This is a genomic window from Amycolatopsis mongoliensis (assembly GCF_030285665.1).
In the GTDB taxonomy this organism is placed as follows: Bacteria; Actinomycetota; Actinomycetes; order Mycobacteriales; family Pseudonocardiaceae; genus Amycolatopsis; species Amycolatopsis mongoliensis.
The window spans coordinates 8,549,025-8,568,573 of record NZ_CP127295.1; the positions used below are offsets into that span (position 1 = coordinate 8,549,025).

Consider the following 19,549-nt stretch of genomic DNA (forward strand, 5'->3'; position numbering starts at 1 on the left):
CTTTGGGCCCTGGCGGCACCGGTCCCGCCGGGCCGACGCTGGAACCCCGCCCGCCGAGCGAGAGGTCAGATATGCAAACGGTCGACGTCGGTGAGCTCTCCGTCGCCGCGTACCGGAAGGTCGCGCCGGACTGGGTCGTGGAACCCCTGCTGGCCGTGGCGGAGCGGCTGCGCGGTGCCCGCGTGATCCATCTGAGCGCCACGCCCTACGGCGGTGGCGTGTCCGAGCTGCTGCGGTCGGCGGTGCCGCTCTACAACGACCTCGGCGTGCACGCGACGTGGAAGATCATCAGCGGCGAGCCCGCCTTCTTCGCCGTGACGAAGAAGCTCCACAACGCCCTGCAGGGTGGGAAAGACCCGATCACGGACGCCGACATCCGGCTCTACGAGGAGAATTCACGCCGCAACGCGGAAGAGATCTCGGCCGATCCGGACTTCGCCGGCTGCGACTTCGTGTTCGTGCACGACCCACAGCCCGCCGCCATACTGTCCTTTTCGGACTTCCGGCGAGGGAAGTCGATCTGGCGCTGTCACATCGACACCTCCCAGCCCGCGCCCAGTGCCTGGGGCTACCTCGGCAAGTTCGTCGAACACTACGACGCCACCGTGTTCACCATGGCGCAGTTCGTGCCCCCGACCCTGTCCCCCGGCCTGGCCGACATCATCTCGCCGGCAATCGATCCCCTCAGTCCCAAGAACATGTCGCTCGACGACCGGACGGCGCACGCGGTGCTCAACTGGATCGGCATCGAGCCCGACCGCCCGCTCGTCACACAGGTCTCCCGGTTCGACCCGTGGAAGGACCCGCTGGGCGTGATCGACGCCTTCCGGCTGGTGCGCCCCGAGGTCCCGGGCCTGCAGCTGGCGCTGGTCGGGTCCATGGCGCTCGACGACCCCGAAGGGTGGGAGGTGTACCGCCGGATCAGCGACGCCACCCGCGCGGACCCGGACATCCACGTCTTCACCAACCTGACCGGCGTCGGCAACGTCGAGGTCAACGCCTTCCAGCGGTTCTCCTCGGTGATGATCCAGAAGTCCATCCGGGAGGGCTTCGGGCTCGTGGTGTCCGAAGCCCTGTGGAAGGGCACGCCGATCGTCGCCGGGCGCACCGGCGGGATCCCGCTGCAGGTCGCCGACGACACGGGCGGGCTGCTCGTCGACTCGACCGACGAATGCGCGAAGGCGCTGCTCGGCCTGCTCCAGGACCCGGGCCGCTCGGCCGCGCTGGGCGCGTCCGGCCGCGAACGCGTCCGGCAGTACTTCCTGCTCCCCCGGCTCCTGCTCGACGAGCTCACCCTGCTCGACGGGCTCGCCCACGACGACCCGCCCGGCGCGCTGATGAGCCGGTTCGACCACCGCGACCCGGTCTGCGGGCTGGGCGTGCCGCCCGGCGCCGGAACACCCAGCGCCATTGCGGACGGGCACACGTACTCGTTCTGCTCGCAGCAGTGCCGCACCGCGTTCCTGCGGGCCCGCTCGGGGAGCGCGTCGTGACGGCCCGGCCGTGGCACGGCGGCGAACTGCGCTGGAACGCCGAAACCGAGGACTGGACCGTGCTCGCCCCCAGCCGCGGGAGCCGCCCCCACAGCGCCGCCGGGGCCGCGTGCCCGTTCTGTCCCGGCCCGGCCGAGGACACCCCGCCCGAGACGTGGCGGCTGCCCGGCGGCGACGTGGGCTGGCGCGTGCGCGCGGTCCCGAACCGCTACGCGCTCTCGGACCGGCACGAGATCGTCATCGAGTCGCCGCGGCACGACTGGGACCTCGCCACCGGGACCGACGGCGAAGTGGCCGACGTGCTCGGCGCCTGGCAGCACCGGCACCGCGCGCTGCGGCCCGCGACCGCCCAGGTCGTCGTGTTCCGCAACCACGGGCTCGCGGCCGGCATCTCGCTGGCGCACCCGCACTCCCAGATCGCGGGCCTGCCGGTGCTGTCGGCGGAGACCCGGCGCGAGCTGGAGACCGCGCGTGTCCACCACCGCGACCGCGGCCGGCTGCTCGCCGGCGAACAGCTCGAAGCGGCGTTGAGCGACGGCAAGCGGATCGTCTTCGCGGACGACCACGTGGTCGCCTACACCCCCTTCGCCCCGATCGCCGCCTACGAGGTCCGCATCCTCCCGCACCGGGCCGGACCGGACTTCGCCGCCGCGGGTGCCGAGGAGATCCGGGCGACCGCGCGGTGCCTGCGGACGATCCTGGCCGCCCTGCGCGCGGAACTGGGCGACCCGGCCTACAACGTCGTGGTGCGGACCGCGCCCACCGGCTACGAGACCGCGCCGTTCCTCGCCTGGTCGCTGCAGCTCGTGCCCCGCCTGGAGACTCCCGCCGGGCTGGAACTGGCGACGGGTGTCCCGGTCACGACGGTGTCGCCGGAACACGCGGCCGCCCGTCTGCGCACCTTGGTCGGCATGGCCGACGTGGGCTGACGGCCGGCGTCCGGCGAACGCGGGGATCCTCAGCGCCGCCGCACGGCGGCCCGCACCAGTGTCACCAGGTTCACCAGCAACCCGATCGCGCTGCCGGTGATGGCGACGACCAGCACGATCCGCGCCGTCAGCGGCCAGTCGAAGGAGGCGCCCGCGAAGTCGAACGGGAACACCTGCCAGATGCGGACCGCGGCGACCAGGCCGGCGCACGCTGTCACCACCCCGCCGAGCGCGGTGAACCATTCGGGGTCGTACAGCACGTAGGCGAGGCTGGTGGCCAGACCGGCCACGAGGGCGAGGTCGGCCACACCCACCACGAGCCGGGTGTCCGCGGTCAGGAACGACGCCGCCTCCCACCCGGGGAAGGCGTTGACCGCGATCAGCAGCACCGCGTTGATCGCGGCGCCGACGAGGTAACCGGTGCGGCGGGCCCGCGAGGACGGGCGGCGCGTCTTTTCGCTGGTGGTCATCGTGGCCTCCGTTCGCACCACGATCGTCGGCCCGCCGCCCCGCCGGGGGCAGGGTCTTGGGTCCACGACCGGGGAGCCGAAAGGCCGCGCTACCGCAGGGGCCGCGCCCGGTGCCCGATCTCCGCGAACAGCTCGCCGACGCGTTCGCGCATCTCGGGCCCGCCGTCGGGGCCGGTCCAGTACCGGCGGACCGCGCCGGCCAGCCGGTAGCAGACGTCGACCGGCACGAGGAAGCAGTCCGTGCCGCGTTCGGTCCCGCGGAACACGATCGCCTCGACGTCCGGCTCGGCCGCGGCCAGCAGCGGGTGGCCCGCGGAGAGCTCCGCCCAGAGGCCGGCGGGCAGGGTCGTCTCGACGGCGCCGGCCGGACCGGGCTGGAACGCGGTGACGCGGGTGCCGCGGCGCAGGAAGAACGCGAAGCCGGCCGGGATCCCGAGCCCGCACCAGTCGAGGCGGACGACCGGGCGCCGGGGGTCCCACAGGTAGCGCTCCGGCACCGCGCGGTACCGCGCCTCCCCGGCCGGGCACCGGGTGGACAGCAGGAAGCACGCGCGGCACGCGCACAGCAGGCCACGGCGGCCGGTGTCGACCACGTGGCAGTGCCGCGAAGCCACCGGTGTCCCGCACAGCTCGCACCGCTCCTGCCGCGCGGAGCGCCGGTCCCGGGCGAACGCGGAGTGCGTGGACCCGGCGTGGACACTCATGACGCTCGCCCTTCCGGTGCGACGCCGGAAGGTGGTCCCATGCCGATCTGGTACAGCGCCTGGGTGGCTTCGGTGACGATCTCGACGCCGGTGATCTCCGGAGCGGCGTCCCGGACGGCGGCTTCGACCGTCGCCCGGCCCGTGCGCCCCGCGGACGAGCAGCCCCGGCTCGCGCCGAGGCTCAGCCGGACCACACCGTCGTCGATGCCCAGGTACCCGACCGCGCCCACCTGCGGGCGGACCCGGTCCAGGGCCCGCCGGACCCGCGCCTGCGCGTCGAGGGGGTGCAGGTCGTGCAGCGCCAGCAGGCTCCCGACGACGTCGTCGGCGGCGATCGCCCCGACCAGTGCCGGGGCGTGCTCGCGCAGGGAGCCGACGATCCGGGTCAGGCCTTCGCCGTACAGGTCCGTCAGCTGCCGGACGATCTCTTCGGCCGGTCGCCGGTTCGGGCCGGCGAGCAGGACGCCCAGAAGTGTCTCGAGGCGTTCTCCGGGGCTCGGGGCAGCGGGGCCGCCGGGCGTGCTCACCGGTCCGCCGCCGTCCGGATCTCCCGCAGGATGCGGATCGCGGACCCGGACACGGTGGTCGTCCCCATCGGGCCGCCGGCGCCGGCCGGGTCCTCCATGAACGGCATGAACTTGTCCGGGAAGCCCGGCATGGTGCAGCCGATGCAGATGCCCCCGACGTTCGGACACCCGCCGACGCCGTTGATCCAGCCCCGCTTGGGCACGTTGCACTTGACCACCTGGCCCCAGCACCCCAGCTTGACCAGGCACTTGGGCGAATCGTGCTGATCGGCGAACTCGTCCTGCTCGTAGTACCCGGCCCGGTCGCACCCTTCGTGCACGGTGTTCCCGAACAGCCACTTCGGGCGCAGAGCCTCGTCGACGTCGATCTCCGGCGCCCGCCCGGACACCTGGAACAGCAGGTGCAGGATGGTCTCGGAAAGGTTGTCCGGCTGCACCGGGCAGCCCGGCACGCACACGATGGGCAGCCCGGCCCACGACCGCCAGTCCCGGCCGAGGTACTCGGGCACGCCCATCGCGCCGGTGGGGTTGCCGGCCATGGCGTGCACGCCGCCGTAGCTCGCGCAGGTGCCGACGGCCAGGATCGCCATCGCCTTGGGGGCCAGCCGGTCGAGCCACTCGCTCGCCGTCACGGGCTGGCCGGTCGCGGGGTCGGTGCCGAACCCGCTCCAGTACCCCTCGGCCTTGTTCGTCTCGTCGGCGATCGAACCCTCGACGATCAGGATGAACGGCTCGAGCTCGCCGCGGTCCGCGCGGTGCCACCATTCGATGAAGCTGTCGGAGCCCCCGTCGGGCCCGCTGTGGAAATCGAGGAACGGCCAGTGCATGGCGACCTCGGGCAGCCCGGGAAGACCGCCGAGAACGATCTCTTCGATACTGGGCTGGGTGGCCGCGGTCAACGCGACCGATTCACCGTCGCAGCTCAGCCCGCCATTCATCCATAAAATATGGACGGTCGGTGGATGATTCTCGGAGTCGTCCGCCGGGCCGTTGCCGGTCTGCGTGGCCCTGAACATCGATGACACCTTTCCGTGCGGCGGCGCGCCGCGTGCGACGTCGGCAGTTCCCCTGCGCAGCCGGGCCGTCCCACCAAGTGACCGACCCGAAGGACGCCCACCGTAGACCCGTCGCGCAGCAGCGGCAAGACTGGCGCAGCGGCATCCCGGACACAGCTGTACGCCGGACGGCGGACAATACCGGCACCCGCGCGTCCGCGTTCCCGGGGCAGCTGGAAATCGCGCCGGCGACTACACTGGGACTTCGGCGGAAGGGGCTTTGATCGTGATGGAATCGGCGGGCCGGGCACACGGCGATTCGATCGAGGTCGTACCGGTCGAAATCGTCAAAAAGATCTTTCCCGCCCGCCCGTCCGCCGTTGCGGGAATCCGGGAATTCGTCCAGCTTTGCCTCACGGACGCGCCGCTCGCCGAGGCCGAAGAGCGCGAAGTGGGCAACACGATCCTCCGGGCCCTGCTGGCCGCGGCCGGCCCGTCCGGCATGCTCGAGGTCTCCTGCCGGAAGTACCCCCAGCGCGTCGAGTTCGACGTGCTCCCGTCCCGCGCCGAGGAGCCGCCCCCGGCGCCCTCGCGGCCGGCCGGACCGGACACGCCCGCCGCCAGCTTCGCCGAGTGGCTGGCCGAAGCACTGCGCGGCCGCGGGATCACGAAGGAGGCCGCCGCCGCAGAGCTGGGCGTGTCGGCGAAGACGATGAGCCGCTGGCTCGGCGGGCAGACCGAGCCCCGGCTGCGCGATCTGCGACGGATCGAAGACCGCTTCGGCGACGTGCGGTTGCGCTGACGGACAGATGTGTCCCGGGACCCCGCGGTGGTGGTGCCGGGCCGGCGCCCTGGCCGCTACTCCTGAGCGGGCTGCGCCGCACCGGCGGGCCGCTGCCGCATGGCCAGCTCGATGGTGCAGCCGGCGACGTCGGAGCTGATGTCGAGCCATTCGCAGATCTGGTCGGTCATCCACAGGCTGGCGCCGGGCCGGGCCGCCGGCCGGAGCCCGTAGAACGCGGGGCCGTCGACCGGCCGGTCGCTGTGCAGCGTGCACACCACCCGGCCCGCGGCCGGCCGCACCCACACGGCCGCCCGGTCGATGCCGTGGTCGAGCAGGTAGGCGATCGCCTCTCCGACGGCGATGCCGAACAGCGTCGCGGTGTCCTCGGACCGCAGCAGGGCACTCGCCCGCTCCAGCACGTGGCGCCGCACGGCGACCAGGTCCCCCTCGAAGCGGAAGAGGTCCGCGGCGGTGCGCGGTGGTGCGTCCGCACCGGCGCCATCGGCTTCCGCCGGTGCCGTGAACTGCGCGGACGGCCGGATCTCGCCGTCCACGACGCACTCGGGGTGCGTGCGGCGGGCGTCCGCGACGACGCCCGCACCGGCGGTCCTGGTGTCGTACGGGCAGATCATCCAGATCCGGGTGCCGGCCAGCGCCACGTTGAACTCCGCCTCGGCCTGCTGCCAGGCGGCTTGGTCGCGGGAGTCCCCGGCCCTGGCCGGCTCGGCGAGGATGCGGACCGCGCCGGTCGGCGCGGTGGACCGGTGGCGGGTCCAGTAGCGGTGCAGCGCGTCGGCCAGCTGCGCCGGCCGCCGCCCGACGTAGGCCGACTCGGCGAAGGCGATGCGGCCGGCGTCGGCGCCCATCGCAGCGTGCAGCAGCTCCAGGTTGGCCGCCGTCGTGGTGACCAGCACCGGCTCACCCCGGCGCAACCCGTCCTGCGCGAACGGCACGGCCACCGCGAGGAAGTCGGCGTCGCTGCCGTAGAGGCAGCCTTGGTGCCGGAAACCTGGCTCCACCCGACCTTTCGGTGCCGGAGCAGCTGCCGGGGTGTTCATGCGCACCGAGCCTCCTGAGAACGTTCTTCACCGGTTGCCCATTCGATCGCGTTTCCCACGGAACGCTTGCGGACCGGTGGGAGCGTACCGGCAACAGCTCGATTCGGCTATCACGAGACGAATTTATTGCACCCGTTCGGAGTATTTGACAGCACTGCACCCGAAGGCGGACACAACCGTCGTCGCGGTACCTCGCGCACGTCGGCCGGGACCGGCTGAAATCTTTGTGGCACATGGGTCTCGGGCCAGATGTGTCCCACCCGGCGGGGCGCCCGACAGTACTGTCCGCACCTCGCCGGAAACGGCCCCGGAAAAATCTCGCGTCCACCTGTTCGAAAAACAATTCATCGGCATTACGGGCAGATGGTGGGAATTGGTCAGCGGTCGCGCAGCACCTCTTGCACCGCCCGGCGCGGCGAGAGCGGATCGGCTTCGGCGGCGTACCCGATGCGCAGGAGCGCCTGCGGGAAGCCGGCGAGCCCGAGGTCGTCGCACAGCGCGGAGCGGACCGCCGGCAGGTGCAGCGGCTGGGTCAGCACCGCGGCCGCCAGCCCGAGGTCGACCGCGGCGAGCCAAGCCCGTTCCATCGCGTAGCCCGCCCGCACGTGGTCGAGCCGGGCGTCGTCCGCGGTGACGAAGATCAGCAGGGTCTCACCGGCCAGGCGGGCCTCGAGTTCGGCGGCGTCCGGAAGTTCCGTCGCACGGCGGACCAGTCCCGCCCACGGCACCGATCCCGCCGGAACCCGGCCGGCGGGCAGGCCGACACCGTGCCGGTGGGAGCGCTCGTCCCGGATCGTCCAGAGGGACAGCTCCCGTTGGTAACCGCCGTCGGCCTGGAAGCTCTCCGCGGCGAAGTGCAGCAGCCTGGCCGTGACAGCGACCTCCCGGCCGGGTCGCAGCGGACGCGCTTCGACGCCCGGCGCCCCGCCCGCGCCGGTGATGGCCCGCACCACCGGCGCCGGCACGGCCACTCCTTCGAAGGGCGCCCGGTGGCTCGCCCGGCGGGCGATGGCCCCGTAGTGGAGGAGCTCTTCGCGCGTGGGCGGTTCGTCGGCGCCGACGACGATCCGCGCCACCAGGTCCGGTTGCCGCTCGTCGGGCAGGAACGCGAGGTCCACCGAGCGGCCGAGCGTGCGGGCCGCGAGCTCGAGGTTGGCCACCGCGGCGCCGCAGGACGCGGCGCGGTCGCGCCCGTCCGGGTCGTGGTGCGGGAGGACGGGTTCGGCGCGTTCCCGCACCCGCAGCTCGCCCGGCGCGACCTCCAGCAGCCAGGGCTGCGTGTTGTGCACCGACGGCGCCCGCATCATGGACCGGACGAGCACCTCGGTCTCGGCCGCCGTCCAGGACCTGCCCTCCACAGTGGACATGGCGGGTCAGCCCGCCCGGCGCAGGAACGGGACACCCGCGGACCACACGTCGCGCCGGTACCGCAGCAGGCGGGCGCTCAGCTCGCTCCGATCGTCCCGCAGGTCCGGCGGCACCGGCGCGGTGTCCGGCGCGCCCGCCGACCGGATCCCGGCCACGAAGCGGCCGACGCGGGGCGGGGCGGGCACGAGCTCGCCGCCGAGGTAGGCGAGCACCAGCAGGTCTTCCCCGGAGTGGGTCTCCATGGCGAACGCCCAGCCGTGGCGCTCGTCCCACAGCAGGGCCATGTCCCGGTCCGGGTGGCGGAGCAGGCGCACGTCCAGCGCGACGTACGCGGACGCGGGGGCGTCGAGGTCGACGGTGCAGGACTCCACGCCCACACCGACCGCGGAGCTCACCGCGGCCAGATAGCCGGTCAGCCCGCGCCGCAGGCCGTGATCACGGTCGATACCGGTCAGCAGGGGAATCACCCTCCATCGCCTCGGGACGTACACCGGCCACATCGGACCGGTTCTCACCAGGCTCCGACGGTACGATCCCGCCCCCCGGGCCGGATGGCGTCGTTCGGCCCCCGTGGGAAGGACTTTGGTCACCTGGGCGCCGCAGCGCCCGCAGCAGGTCCGCCACGACCGGGACGCCGGGCCGGTCGTCGATCCGCCGCAACCCGACCAGCCCGGCGGCGACGACCGCGACCCCGGCGGCGAGCAGCACCACGCGTACCGCCGGGATCCCCGGCGGGACCGCGCCGAACCCGACGAGCACGCTCGTGACGGCGATCGACACCAGCAGCGCGACCCGCCCGCCCGCTTCCACGAACCCGAAGACCCGGCCGCGCAGGTCGTCCCCGACCTCGCCGCCCAGCAGCGTCCAGCCGACTAGGAAAGCCATGCCGGCCCCCGCGCCGGTGCCCGCGCACGCGACCGCCGCCGTGCCGAGGCCCGGTGCCGAGGCCAGCCCCGCCACCGAGATCCCGGCCAGCGCGATGGACAACGCGAACCAGCGACGGCGCGAGAGACCGTGTACGACCGCGGGGCCACCGGCGACGCCGAGCGCCAGCCCGGCGAACAACGCCACGAACAGCAGCGCGAAGGCCACGTCCCCGCCGCCCACGGCCTGCGCGTACCGCTGGGCGGCACCGATCACGACCCCGGCCCCGCCGAACGCGACCAGGATGCCGGTGACCAGCCCGCGCACCGAAGGGGTGCGGCGCACGTACCGCCACGCCTCGCCCAGCTCCCGCCGGATCCCGCTGTGCGCCGGGGCCGGGCCCCGGCCGCTCAGCTCGCGGACGCCCACCGCGAGCACTCCCGCGTTGCCCAGGAACGTCACCGCGTTCAGGAAGAGGGCGGCGGTGACCGGATCGGCCCAGGCGGGCGCCGGGCCGGCGAAGACGAGGTTCGCCAACCCGTGCAGGCCCGCCATGACGAGGGCCGCGACCACCGGGGTGGCGCCGTAGGTGGTGGCCAGGGACAGCCGGTTGGCCGCCTCCAGCCGGTCGCGCGGGACCAGCACGGGGATCGCGGCGTCCCGGGCCGGTGACCACACCATGGCGACGGCTTCGATCAGGAACGTCGCGGCCGCGGCCCAGCCGACGACGACGCCGCGGTCGGCCACGAGCAGCCCGACGGCCGGGATCGAGGCGAAGATCAGGAACCGCAGGAGGTCGCAGCCGATCATCGTGTGCCGCCGGTCGAACCGGTCGGCCAGGACCCCGGCCAGCGGGCCCAGCACCAGTGCGGGCAGCAGGCGCACGGCGATGACCCCGCCGAAGGCCGCGCCCTGGGCAGCCGGGTTGCTGAACCGCCCGGCCGCGAAGGTGGATGTCGCGAGCAGGCCGAGCCAGTCCCCCACGGAGGAGACCGCGAGGACGAGCCACAGCCGCCGGAACGGCCGGATCCGCAGCACACCGGGCACGGCGCACCTCCTTCCGGCCGAGTCTCGGCTGCGCCCCGCGGGGTCACCAGGTCCGTCGGTCCTCCGGGCCGCGGACCTTGGACCCTCCCGGCCGGGCCGGCGTCCGGCCGATGCTGGGCCGATGACGCAGCAGGCATCGCCCGAGGCGCCCGCCACGACGGCCGGGGTGCTGGCCGTGACCGGGCTCCGCAAGCGCTTCGGCGACCGGGTCGCGGTCGACGACGTCTCGTTCGCCGTCGCGGCCGGTGAGACCTACGGGTTGCTCGGGCCGAACGGCGCCGGCAAGACGACGACGATCCGGCTGGTGTGCGGCCTGCTGCGGGCGGACGCGGGACACGTCGTGGTCGGCGGCACCACGGTGAGCCCGGTCTCCACCGCGGGCCGGGGCCTGATCGGCTACGTGCCCCAGGACGTCGCGCTCTACCCGGACCTGTCCGCACGGGAGAACCTCGCCTTCTTCGGCAGGCTCTACCGGTTGCGGGGCCGGCTCCTGCGCGCCCGGATCGACGAGGTCCTCGAGCTGATCGGGCTCGCCGACCGGGCGAAGGAGAAGGTCGAGTCCTTCTCCGGCGGGATGCGCCGGCGGCTCAACATCGGCGCCGGGCTCCTCCACCGGCCGACCCTGCTGGTGCTCGACGAGCCGACCGTGGGGGTCGACCCGCAGAGCCGGCACGCGATCATGGAAAGCGTCCAGCGGTTCGGCGCGGAGGGCATGGCGGTGCTCTACACGACGCACGACATGACCGAGGCGGAACGGCTCTGCGACCGGGTCGGGATCATCGACCACGGCCGGCTGGCCGCCGAAGGGACGCGCCGCGAGCTGGTCGCCCGGCTGGGCGAGCGCGATCGGCTCACCCTCGCCGCGACCGGGGACCTGGCCGCGTTCGCCGCGCTCTGCCGGGAGCTGCCCGGGATCGAGGGCGCCGACGTCGCGGGGACCGAGGTGCACCTGCTCGGGCGCGACGGGCGGATGCTGCTGCCGGAGGTGGTGCGAGTCGCCGGGCGCGCCGGGGTGGTCATCCGGTCGGCCGAGGTGACCGAGCCGGACCTGGAAGCGGTGTTCCTGCACCTGACCGGCACCGCCCTGCGGGACTGACCGTGCGGGCCGCCTTCGTCATCGCCGCCAAGGACCTGCGCGAGCGGGCGCGCGACCGCTCGGCCTGGGCCCTGGGTTTCCTGGCCCCCGTCGCGATCGCCGGGCTGATCAGCTTCGCGTTCGGCGGCGCCGAAACCTTCCACGCCGACGTCGCGGTCGTCGACCAGGACCGCGGCGTCCTCGCCCAGGCCTTCACCGGGTTCCTGGCCGGCCCCGAACTCGCCTCCGTGCTGACCGTGACGCCGGTCGGCGACGCGGCCGAGGCTCGCGCCCGGGTGGATCGCGGCGACTTCGGCGCGGCCGTCGTGATCCCGGCCGGGTTCTCCGCCGCGGCGCACGGCGGCCCGGTCCGCCCGCTGACCGTGGTGACCACTGTGGACAGTCCACTGGCCGGGCAGGTCACCCGGTCGATCGCCGGGAGTTTCACCGCCCAGCTCGACGCGGACCGGCTGGCGGTCGCGACCGCGGCCGCCGCGGGCGCGCCGGCGGGCGACCTGGCCGCCCGGGCCGCCGCGCTGCGGCTGCCGGAGCAGGTCGTCCGGCAGCCTTCGGGGACCCGGACGATCACCGGCGTCGGCTACTACGGCCCCGCCATGGGGATGTTCTTCACCTTCTTCGCCATCGGGTTCACCGCCCGGGGGTACTTCCTGGAACAGCGCAACGGGACCCTCGACCGGATCGCCGTCGCCCCGGTGAGCCCGTTCGCGGTGCTGGCCGGGAAGTCGCTCGCCACCTTCGCCTACAGCGCGGCCAGTCTCGGCACGGTCTGCCTGGTCACCTCCCTGGTCTTCGGCGCCGACTGGGGCCCGCCCGCCGCGGTGGCGGTGCTCGTCGCCGCCGTCGCGCTGAGCGTGGTGTGCCTGACGGCGTTCGTGATCGCGGTGTCCCGCACCGAACGCCAGGCCGACGAGCTCTCGGCGATGCTGGCGTTCGGGCTGGTGCTCGTCGGCGGGAACTTCGTCTTCCTCGGCGCGGCACCGGAGTTCCTGCGCGTACTGGCACTGGGCACGCCCAACGGGTGGGCGCTGCGGGCGTTCACCGACCTCGCGGGCGGGGCGGGCGGCGGCAGCGTGGTGGTGCCGGTGCTGGCGATCCTGGTGATCTGCGCCGTGCTGACGACCGTGGCCGGCCTCGTCCACCGCCGGGCGGTGCGCCGATGATCGCCTTCACCATCGCGGCCGCCTCGCTGAAGCGGATGGTGCGGGACCGCGTCGCCGCCTTCTTCATGGTCCTGCTGCCGCTGGTGGTGATCCTGGTGATCGGCGCGACGGCCGGCGGCCCGGCCACGCCCCGCGTCGGCGTCGTCGCGGCCCCGGGCCCGCTCGCCGCCGGGCTCGCGCAGACGCTGGACGGCACCGAAGGACTGCGCACCAGCGCGTACGGGACGGAACAGGACGCCCGGGACGCGTTGCGGCGCGGCGAAGTCGACGCCGTGGTGCTGATCCCCGGTGACTTCGACGCCCGGCTCGCGTCCGGCCGGTCCGTGGAACTGCCCCTGCTGACCGCGGGGCCGACCGGGAACGCCCAGGGCGCCTGGCAGGCTGTCTCCGCCGGGGTCGCCCGGCACGCGACGGCGGTGCAGGCGGCCGCCTTCGCCGCGACCGAGGCCGGGGGCAGCCTGTCCGCACGGCTGCCTCTCGCCCGCGCGCTCGAGACCACCGTGCCCCGGGTGACGGTGCAGAGTGAGCCCGTCGACGGGAGCGGCTCCGCGCTCCCGGCCGGGTTCGGGTCCAGCGCGCCGACCATGCTGGTGCTGTTCGTCTTCGTCAACTCGCTGGCGTCCGGCGCGGCGATGGTGCAGACGCGGCAGCTCGGCATCCACACCCGAGTGCTGGCCGCGCCGGTGCCGGCCCGCGCCATCGTCCTCGGCGAATCCCTGTGCTACCTCGGGCTCGCCCTGCTGCAGTCGGCGCTGATCATCGCGGCCGGCGCGCTGCTGTTCGGGGTGAGCTGGGGCGACCCGCTCGCCGCGGTGGTGCTGACGGTGGTGTGGGCGGCCGTCGGCACCGGCGCCGGGATGGCCGGCGGCACGGTGTTCCGCACCCCGGAGCAGGCCTCGGCGCTCGGCCCCACGATCGGGGTCGCGTTCGGCATGCTCGGCGGCTGCATGTGGCCGCTGGAGATCGTGCCGGACGCGGTGCGCTCGCTCGGTCACCTGACCCCGCACGCCTGGGCGGTGGACGCGTGGACGGCCCTGCTCGCCCGCGGCGGCGGGCTCGGCGACATCCTGCTTCCCCTGGGCGTGCTCGGCGCATTCGCGGCGCTGCTGCTCACTTTCGCGTCGGTGCGGCTGCACCGGTCGCTGACGACGTGAGGCAGGGGTGCCGCGCCGGGCTTCGGCCGGGAGGACTCCGCGCCGTGCCTTTGTTGTCCGGTTGCCGGCGCCCCAAGGCGGCCTCGGGTGCGTTCAACGCACCGAAGGCCGCCTTCGGTGCGCTTGCGGTGCCTCGGTTGTGCCGAAACCTCGCCGCTCCCGGCTGCCGCACGCGGGCACCGGCAGGGCACGGGTGGCTCCGGGTACGACAGCACGGGCGGCACGGCCACCGGCCGTACCGCCCGTCGTCGTTCGCGGTCAGTCCTTCTTGATCGGGATTTCGACCTGCTTGTCCGCTTCGGGCTTCGTGACCGGAACCGTCACCTCGAGGATGCCGTTGTGGTAGACGGCGGCGATCTTCGTGGTCTCGGCGCCCTTCGGCAGCGTCACCGTCCGGGTGAAGGAGCCGTAGCGGAACTCGCTGCGGCCCTTGTGCTCGGTGCGGGCCTCACGGATGGCCGAGATGGTGAGCAGGCCGTGCTCCGCCGACACGTGCACGTTCTTCTCCGGGTCGAAGCCGGGGAGCTCGGCACGCACGACGTACTTGCCCTCCTCGGCCACCTCCTCGATCCGGACCAGGTTGTGCTCGCCGAACGGCCATGCCGCGTCGAACAGGTCGCTGAGCACGGGAACCCTCGTCCCCGTCCGCGGCAGCAGTGATGTCATCCGAGCCTCCTTTCTCTGATCTCCCCCTCGGCTTCAGGCAACCACCCCCGGACCGGCGCCGATGCGGCCGTACTTCCCCGATCCCGGGGACCAACGTCCCGGGTTCAGGGGGTGCGGCGGCGCAGGGTGGCCGCGCCCAGCAGCAGGGCGAGCACCGCGCAGCCGGCGATGATCGCGACGTTGCGGACCAGCGTCCCGTCGATCGTGTCGGAGCGGGTCACGTGGGTGAGGGCGTCCACCGCGTAGGACAGCGGGAGGACGTCCGAGATCGCGTTGAGCACCCAGCCCATCGAGTCGCGCGGCACGAAGAGCCCGCAGAGCAGGAACTGCGGCAGCACGAACACGGGCAGGAACTGGATCGCCTGGAACTCGGTGCGGGCGAACGCGCTGACGAACAGCCCGAGCGCGGTCCCGAGGAGCGCGTCCAGCACGACGATGAGCAGCAGCGTCCAGACCGACCCGGCGATGTCGAGGCCCAGCCAGGTCAGGGAGATCCCGGCGGCGACGAGCACCTGGAGCGTCGCGAGCAGGCCGAACGCCAGCGCGTAGCCGAAGAGCAGGTCGAGCTTGCCGATCGGCAGCGTCATCAGGCGTTCGAACGTGCCGGTGGTGCGCTCCCGCAGGGTGGTGATCGAGGTGAGCAGGAACATGATCGTGAACGGGAAGATGCCGAGCAGCGCCGGGGCGATCCCGCTGAACTGCCGCTCGGAGTTCAGGACGTAGCGCAGCAGGATCATCAGCAGGCTGGGCACGCCGATGATGAGCGCGACCGTGCGCGGGTCGTGCCGCAGCTGGGTGAGGATCCGGCGGGTCGTGGCGATCGTGATCGAGGCGCTCACCGCGTCGCTCCTTCCCGGCCCTTGATCAGCCGCAGGAAAGCCTGCTCGAGATCGTCCGCGCCGGTCCGCGCCCGCAGCCCCTCCGGGGTGTCCTGGGCGAGCAGTTTCCCTTGGTGCAGCAGGAGGAGCTCGTCGCAGCGGGCGGCCTCGTCCATGACGTGGCTGGAGATCAGCAGGGTGACGCCGGCCGCGGCCAAGCCGTGGAAGAGCTTCCAGAGCTCGTCGCGCAGTTCCGGGTCGGACCCGACGGTCGGCTCGTCGAGCACCAGCAGTTCGGGGGTGCCCAGCAGCGCGACGGCCAGGTTGGCCCGGCCGCGCTGGCCGCCGGAGAGCCGGCCGACCAGCACGCCGGCCGAGGCTTCCAGGCCGGTCTCCGCGATCACGCGGTCCACATCGGACGGACTGGTGCCGAGCACCGCGGCGAAGTAGCGCAGGGCCTCGGTCACCGTGAGATCGGCGTAGATCGCCGGTTCCTGCGTGGCGTAACCGATCCGCCGCCGCAGCTCCGGGCTGCCGGCGGGACGCCCGAGCACGGTCACCGAACCCGACTCGACGATCTGCACGCCGACGATCGAGCGCATCAGCGTGCTCTTGCCGCAGCCGTTGGGGCCCAGCAGGCCCGTCACGGTGCCGCGCCGGACCGCGCAGCCGATGTCGCGCAGGGCCGCCTGTCCGCCGCGGCGGACACGCAGGCCCTCGACGACGATCGCCGGTTCGTCCACGGCGTGCTCCTTCCGTCGGCCTCCATGGTGTGCGCTCCCGGCCACCGGGTCAGGTGCCCCCGGTCCCGCTTCGCGGTGACTTTCGTCCCCGGCCGGGGACTTCCGGCGTCCGGCCGGGGACCTAACGCCCTTCGCCGGGCGTCCGCCGGACGCCGATCCTCGAAGCATGGACACACCCTGGGCCGCTGTGCACGAGACCCACATCGGCGCGGTCTTCCTCGTGGGAGATCTCGCCTACAAGCTCAAGAAGCCGGTCGACCTCGGCTTCCTCGACTTCTCCGCGCGCGAGACCCGCGAACGGGTGTGCCACCGGGAGGTGGAGCTGAACCGGCGGCTGGCGCCGGACGTCTACCTCGGCGTCTCCGACGTCACCGGGCCGGACGGCTCGGTGTGCGACCACCTCGTCGTCATGCGCCGGATGCCCGAAGACCGGCGGCTCTCCACCCTGGTCCGCCGCGGCGCGCCGCTCGCGGCGGCGATCCGGGCGCTGGCCCGGCAGCTCGCCACCTTCCACGCGCGGGCCGCCCGCGGTCCCGGGGTCGACGCCGACGAGACCCGCGACGCCGTCCGGGACCGGTGGCGGGCCAGCTTCGCGCAGGTGCGGCCCTTCCACGGCACCGTGCTCGACCCGGCCACCGCGATCGAGATCGAAGCCCTCACCGAGGAGTTCCTCGCCGGCCGCGAGCCGCTGTTCGACCACCGGATCGCCGAGGGCCACGTCGTCGACGGCCACGGCGACCTGCTCGCCGACGACATCTTCTGCCTGCCCGACGGCCCGCGCGTGCTCGACTGCCTGGAGTTCGACGACCACCTCCGGCACGTCGACGTGCTCGACGACGTCGCCTTCCTCGCGATGGACCTCGAACGGCTCGGCGCCCCGGAACCGGCCGCGCAGCTCGTCGCCGCCTACCGCGAGTTCTCCGGTGACCCCGCTCCCCCGGCGCTGCTGCACCACTACCTCGCCTACCGCGCGTTCGTCCGGGTCAAGGTCGCCTGCCTGCGTGCGGCGCAGGGCGACCCCGAGGCCGCGGAACTGGCCCGTGACTACGCCGGCATCGCGCTGCGGCACCTGCGCCTCGGCCGGGTCCGGCTGATCCTCGTCGGCGGCGCCCCCGGCACCGGCAAGTCCACGATCGCCGCCGGCCTCGCCGACTGGCTCGGCGCGACCCTGCTGCAGTCCGACCGGCTGCGCAAGGAACTGGCGGGGCTGACCCCGGCCCCGCGCCCCGCCGAGGGGTACCGGCAGGGCCTCTACGACACCACGCACACCGACTCGACCTACGCCGAGCTCGCGCGCCGCGCGGGTGCGCTGCTGTCGATCGGGGAAACCGTCGTGCTGGACGCGTCCTGGTCCGCCGCCCGGCACCGCAGGCTCGCCGCGGGCGCCGCCGAACGGGCGAGCAGCCCGGTGCTCGCCGTGCGGTGCGAGGTGCCGGAACCCGTCGCGGTGCACCGGATCACCACCCGGACACCGGAGCTTTCCGATGCCACACCGCAGATCGCGCACCGGATGGCCGCCGACGCCGACCCGTGGCCCGAGGCGCACCTGCTGACCACCACCGGAACGCCGCGGGAGTCGCTCCTGCGGGCGGTGGCGGCCCTGGTGCCCGAGCACCGAAAGTCCCCCGCCGAGAGGCATTCCGGCCCTGCCGACGGCAGGGCGCGCGGTGCGAGGGTCGAACCGGTAGCACACCCCGACCACGAGGCAGGCCGATGATGGAGCGAGGACTTCCCGACGATTTCACCGTCAAGACCGCGGTGGCCATGGCGGTCCGTGCGCCGTCGGTGCACAACTCCCAGCCGTGGTACTGGCGGATCGGGCACAGTTCGCTGCACCTGTACGCAGACCCCGACCGGCTGCTGCCCGAAACCGACCCGGACGGCCGCGACCTGATCCTCAGCTGTGGTGCGGCCCTGCACCACCTCCGGGTGGGTTTCGCCGCGCTCGGTTGGGCCACCGACGTGCGCCGGCTGCCCAACCCGGACGAGCCCGACCACCTCGCGGCGATCACGCTGCGGCGGCGCGAGCCGTCGCAGGACGAGATCGCGATGGCCGCGGCGATCCCCCGGCGCCGCACCGACCGGCGGCGGCACAGCTCGTGGGCCGTGCCCCGCGGGCACGTCGAAGCCATGGCCAAGGCCGCGGCGCTGGAAGGCACCGTGCTGCAGGTGGCCGAGAACTCGGCGCGCTACTACCTGGCGACCGCCACCGAGGAAGCGTCGCGGCGGCACGAAGCCGACCCGGCCTACCGCACCGAGCTGGCCGCCTGGAGCGGACGGCACGTTTCGCCCGACGGGGTCCCGGCCCGCAACACCCCGGCGCCGGACGACACCCCGGGTGCGCTGCGGGGCCGCCCGTTCGCCGACCCGCTCCTGCCCCAGCCGCCCGATGCCAAGGCCGAAGACGACGAAACCGTGCTGCTGGTGCTGAGCACCGCCTCCGACGACCGGATGTCGCGGCTGCGCGCGGGCGAGGCGACGAGCGCCGTCCTGCTGACCGCCAACGCCTTCGGCCTGTCCTCCTGCCCGCTGACCGAGCCGCTCGAGCTCCCGGACGTCCGCGAGACCGTGATCGACCGCGTCACCGGCGGCTCGTTCCCGCAGATGGTGCTGCGCATCGGCTGGGCACCCGCCAACGCCGACCCGCTGCCCGCCACGCCGCGCCGTGACCTCGCCGACGTGCTGCAGCCGCTCGAGGCTCCCCCGAGGCACTTCCAGGCACGCTAGAAAGGACCCTGTCATGCCGTACTGGCACAACTTCGGAGCCATGGGCTGGTTCGGTGGCATCGGCATGCTCGTGCTGCTGGTGCTCGTGCTGGCTTCGCTGGTCACCCTCGCCGTCGTTCTCGGGCGCCGGGCGCCGCAGCCGCCGGGGCCGGGCGACACCGCCCGGCGGATCCTCGACGAGCGGTTCGCGCGCGGCGAGATCGACCAGGAGGAGTACGAACGCCGGCGTGACGCGCTGACGCGAGCGAGCTGACCATGCGCGCCAAGGCGACCCTCACGGCCCTCGTGTGCGGGTTGGTCCTCGCCGGCTGCGGGAGCGACCAAGGTGCGGCACCGGCGCCGGGCAGCACCTCGGCGGCCACCACGCCGCCGAGCGCCGCGACGACGACGCCCGCACCGGCCACGACCACGACGCCCCCGCGCACGACGACGTCACCGCCGGCCACGCCGCCACCGGCGACGCCGTCCTGCGCGGCGACCTCGCGCTGGAGCACCGAAGCGCGGAGTTCCGCCACGATGAGCCGGGACGCGCTGTACCTCGTCCGGGCCGGCCGCCACGACTGCTTCGATCGGGTGGTGTTCGACGTCAACGGCCCGGCGGAGGCCGGGTACGTGGTCCGCTACGTCACGGTCGTCACCTCCGACCCGAAGGGCGACCCGCTGCCGGTTCCCGGTGGTGCGGCCCTGGAAGTCGTCGTCCGGGCACCCGCGCTCGGCACCGACGACTCCGGGCACCAGCCCGGCCGGGTGCTCGCCGCGACCGGCGACACCCTGGTGACCACACCGGGCTGGCCGGCCCTGCGGGCCGTGCGCTTCGCCGGTTCCTTCGAAGGCCAGAGCACGTTCGCCGTCGGCGTGCGCGCGAAGCTGCCCTTCCGCGTCTTCACCCAGGTGGACCCCCGGGACGCGATCCGCCGGGTGGTCGTCGACATCGCGCACTGAAAGG

At 73.7% G+C, this 19,549-nt stretch carries 21 protein-coding genes; 10 read left to right on the forward strand and 11 right to left on the reverse strand.

Annotated elements, in window-relative coordinates; translation table 11 throughout:
- Nucleotides 1–71 precede the first annotated feature (71 nt).
- On the forward strand, nucleotides 72–1,493 hold the full coding sequence (locus QRX60_RS41010) for a glycosyltransferase (protein WP_285996844.1): 1,422 nt from the start codon (nucleotides 72–74) through the stop codon (nucleotides 1,491–1,493).
- Nucleotides 1,490–2,422: a galactose-1-phosphate uridylyltransferase gene (locus tag QRX60_RS41015; RefSeq protein ID WP_285996845.1), complete on the forward strand. Its 933-nt coding sequence runs from the start codon at nucleotides 1,490–1,492 to the stop codon at nucleotides 2,420–2,422. The genes QRX60_RS41010 and QRX60_RS41015 overlap by 4 nt, the downstream gene beginning before the upstream one ends.
- 29 nt (nucleotides 2,423–2,451) lie before the next feature.
- Here QRX60_RS41015 and QRX60_RS41020 read toward each other — a convergent pair whose 3' ends face one another.
- The 4 genes from QRX60_RS41020 to QRX60_RS41035 all read right to left on the reverse strand — a co-directional run bounded on the left by QRX60_RS41020 (nucleotide 2,452) and on the right by QRX60_RS41035 (nucleotide 5,139).
- Nucleotides 2,452–2,892: a hypothetical protein gene (locus tag QRX60_RS41020; RefSeq protein WP_285996846.1), complete on the reverse strand. Its 441-nt coding sequence runs from the start codon at nucleotides 2,890–2,892 to the stop codon at nucleotides 2,452–2,454.
- A gap of 89 nt (nucleotides 2,893–2,981) precedes the next feature.
- A complete protein-coding gene (locus tag QRX60_RS41025; RefSeq protein WP_285996847.1) occupies nucleotides 2,982–3,596 on the reverse strand; it encodes a DUF5947 family protein in 615 nt (204 codons plus the stop codon).
- Nucleotides 3,593–4,123, reverse strand: a complete 531-nt coding sequence (locus QRX60_RS41030) for a NifU family protein (RefSeq protein ID WP_285996848.1) — start codon at nucleotides 4,121–4,123, stop codon at nucleotides 3,593–3,595. Before QRX60_RS41030 ends, QRX60_RS41025 begins: the two co-directional genes overlap by 4 nt.
- Nucleotides 4,120–5,139: an NADH-quinone oxidoreductase subunit B family protein gene (locus tag QRX60_RS41035; RefSeq protein ID WP_285996849.1), complete on the reverse strand. Its 1,020-nt coding sequence runs from the start codon at nucleotides 5,137–5,139 to the stop codon at nucleotides 4,120–4,122. Before QRX60_RS41035 ends, QRX60_RS41030 begins: the two co-directional genes overlap by 4 nt.
- Nucleotides 5,140–5,407: 268 nt before the next feature.
- On the opposite strand from QRX60_RS41035, the gene QRX60_RS41040 reads away from it, so the two are divergent.
- A complete protein-coding gene (locus QRX60_RS41040; RefSeq protein WP_286003804.1) occupies nucleotides 5,408–5,920 on the forward strand; it encodes a helix-turn-helix domain-containing protein in 513 nt (170 codons plus the stop codon).
- A gap of 56 nt (nucleotides 5,921–5,976) precedes the next feature.
- On the opposite strand, the gene QRX60_RS41045 is transcribed toward QRX60_RS41040, so the two are convergent.
- From QRX60_RS41045 to QRX60_RS41060, 4 genes are all read right to left on the reverse strand, one after another.
- Nucleotides 5,977–6,921 (reverse strand): MEDS domain-containing protein, encoded by a 945-nt coding sequence (locus tag QRX60_RS41045; protein WP_285996850.1) that lies wholly within the window; start codon nucleotides 6,919–6,921, stop codon nucleotides 5,977–5,979.
- Nucleotides 6,922–7,337: 416 nt separating this feature from the next.
- Nucleotides 7,338–8,327 carry an Acg family FMN-binding oxidoreductase gene (locus QRX60_RS41050; protein ID WP_285996851.1) on the reverse strand — a complete coding sequence of 330 codons (990 nt, stop codon included), beginning with the start codon at nucleotides 8,325–8,327 and terminating at the stop codon, nucleotides 7,338–7,340.
- Nucleotides 8,328–8,333: 6 nt separating this feature from the next.
- Nucleotides 8,334–8,795: a DUF6292 family protein gene (locus QRX60_RS41055; protein WP_285996852.1), complete on the reverse strand. Its 462-nt coding sequence runs from the start codon at nucleotides 8,793–8,795 to the stop codon at nucleotides 8,334–8,336.
- Complete coding sequence (locus tag QRX60_RS41060; protein ID WP_285996853.1) at nucleotides 8,764–10,239, reverse strand: MFS transporter; 1,476 nt, start codon at nucleotides 10,237–10,239, stop codon at nucleotides 8,764–8,766. Before QRX60_RS41060 ends, QRX60_RS41055 begins: the two co-directional genes overlap by 32 nt.
- A gap of 121 nt (nucleotides 10,240–10,360) precedes the next feature.
- Here QRX60_RS41060 and QRX60_RS41065 point away from each other — a divergent pair, with 121 nt between their 5' ends.
- Genes QRX60_RS41065 through QRX60_RS41075 form a run of 3 tightly spaced genes read left to right on the forward strand, consistent with a single transcriptional unit; the run spans nucleotide 10,361 to nucleotide 13,649 of the window.
- On the forward strand, nucleotides 10,361–11,335 hold the full coding sequence (locus QRX60_RS41065) for an ABC transporter ATP-binding protein (RefSeq protein ID WP_285996854.1): 975 nt from the start codon (nucleotides 10,361–10,363) through the stop codon (nucleotides 11,333–11,335).
- Between the two features lie 2 nt (nucleotides 11,336–11,337).
- Nucleotides 11,338–12,495: an ABC transporter permease gene (locus QRX60_RS41070; RefSeq protein ID WP_285996855.1), complete on the forward strand. Its 1,158-nt coding sequence runs from the start codon at nucleotides 11,338–11,340 to the stop codon at nucleotides 12,493–12,495.
- Nucleotides 12,492–13,649: an ABC transporter permease gene (locus QRX60_RS41075; protein ID WP_285996856.1), complete on the forward strand. Its 1,158-nt coding sequence runs from the start codon at nucleotides 12,492–12,494 to the stop codon at nucleotides 13,647–13,649. Before QRX60_RS41070 ends, QRX60_RS41075 begins: the two co-directional genes overlap by 4 nt.
- A 258-nt stretch (nucleotides 13,650–13,907) precedes the next feature.
- Here QRX60_RS41075 and QRX60_RS41080 read toward each other — a convergent pair whose 3' ends face one another.
- The 3 genes from QRX60_RS41080 to QRX60_RS41090 all read right to left on the reverse strand — a co-directional run bounded on the left by QRX60_RS41080 (nucleotide 13,908) and on the right by QRX60_RS41090 (nucleotide 15,876).
- Nucleotides 13,908–14,315: an Hsp20/alpha crystallin family protein gene (locus tag QRX60_RS41080; RefSeq protein ID WP_285996857.1), complete on the reverse strand. Its 408-nt coding sequence runs from the start codon at nucleotides 14,313–14,315 to the stop codon at nucleotides 13,908–13,910.
- A gap of 104 nt (nucleotides 14,316–14,419) precedes the next feature.
- On the reverse strand, nucleotides 14,420–15,154 hold the full coding sequence (locus tag QRX60_RS41085; RefSeq protein WP_285996858.1) for an ABC transporter permease: 735 nt from the start codon (nucleotides 15,152–15,154) through the stop codon (nucleotides 14,420–14,422).
- Complete coding sequence (locus QRX60_RS41090; RefSeq protein WP_285996859.1) at nucleotides 15,151–15,876, reverse strand: ABC transporter ATP-binding protein; 726 nt, start codon at nucleotides 15,874–15,876, stop codon at nucleotides 15,151–15,153. The genes QRX60_RS41085 and QRX60_RS41090 overlap by 4 nt, the downstream gene beginning before the upstream one ends.
- Before the next feature lie 166 nt (nucleotides 15,877–16,042).
- Between QRX60_RS41090 and QRX60_RS41095 the strand changes: the two genes are divergently transcribed.
- From QRX60_RS41095 to QRX60_RS41110, 4 genes are read left to right on the forward strand one after another with little or no spacing between them, the layout of a single operon-like run.
- The gene (locus QRX60_RS41095; RefSeq protein WP_285996860.1) at nucleotides 16,043–17,593 is read left to right on the forward strand and encodes a bifunctional aminoglycoside phosphotransferase/ATP-binding protein; all 1,551 of its coding nucleotides are present in this window, start codon (nucleotides 16,043–16,045) and stop codon (nucleotides 17,591–17,593) included.
- A complete protein-coding gene (locus tag QRX60_RS41100; RefSeq protein WP_286003805.1) occupies nucleotides 17,593–18,603 on the forward strand; it encodes an Acg family FMN-binding oxidoreductase in 1,011 nt (336 codons plus the stop codon). The genes QRX60_RS41095 and QRX60_RS41100 overlap by 1 nt, the downstream gene beginning before the upstream one ends.
- A gap of 13 nt (nucleotides 18,604–18,616) precedes the next feature.
- Nucleotides 18,617–18,856, forward strand: coding sequence for an SHOCT domain-containing protein (locus QRX60_RS41105; RefSeq protein ID WP_285996861.1), 240 nt, complete (start codon nucleotides 18,617–18,619; stop codon nucleotides 18,854–18,856).
- A 2-nt stretch (nucleotides 18,857–18,858) separates the two neighbouring features.
- Nucleotides 18,859–19,545, forward strand: coding sequence for an AMIN-like domain-containing (lipo)protein (locus QRX60_RS41110; protein WP_285996862.1), 687 nt, complete (start codon nucleotides 18,859–18,861; stop codon nucleotides 19,543–19,545).
- Nucleotides 19,546–19,549: the final 4 nt, after the last annotated feature.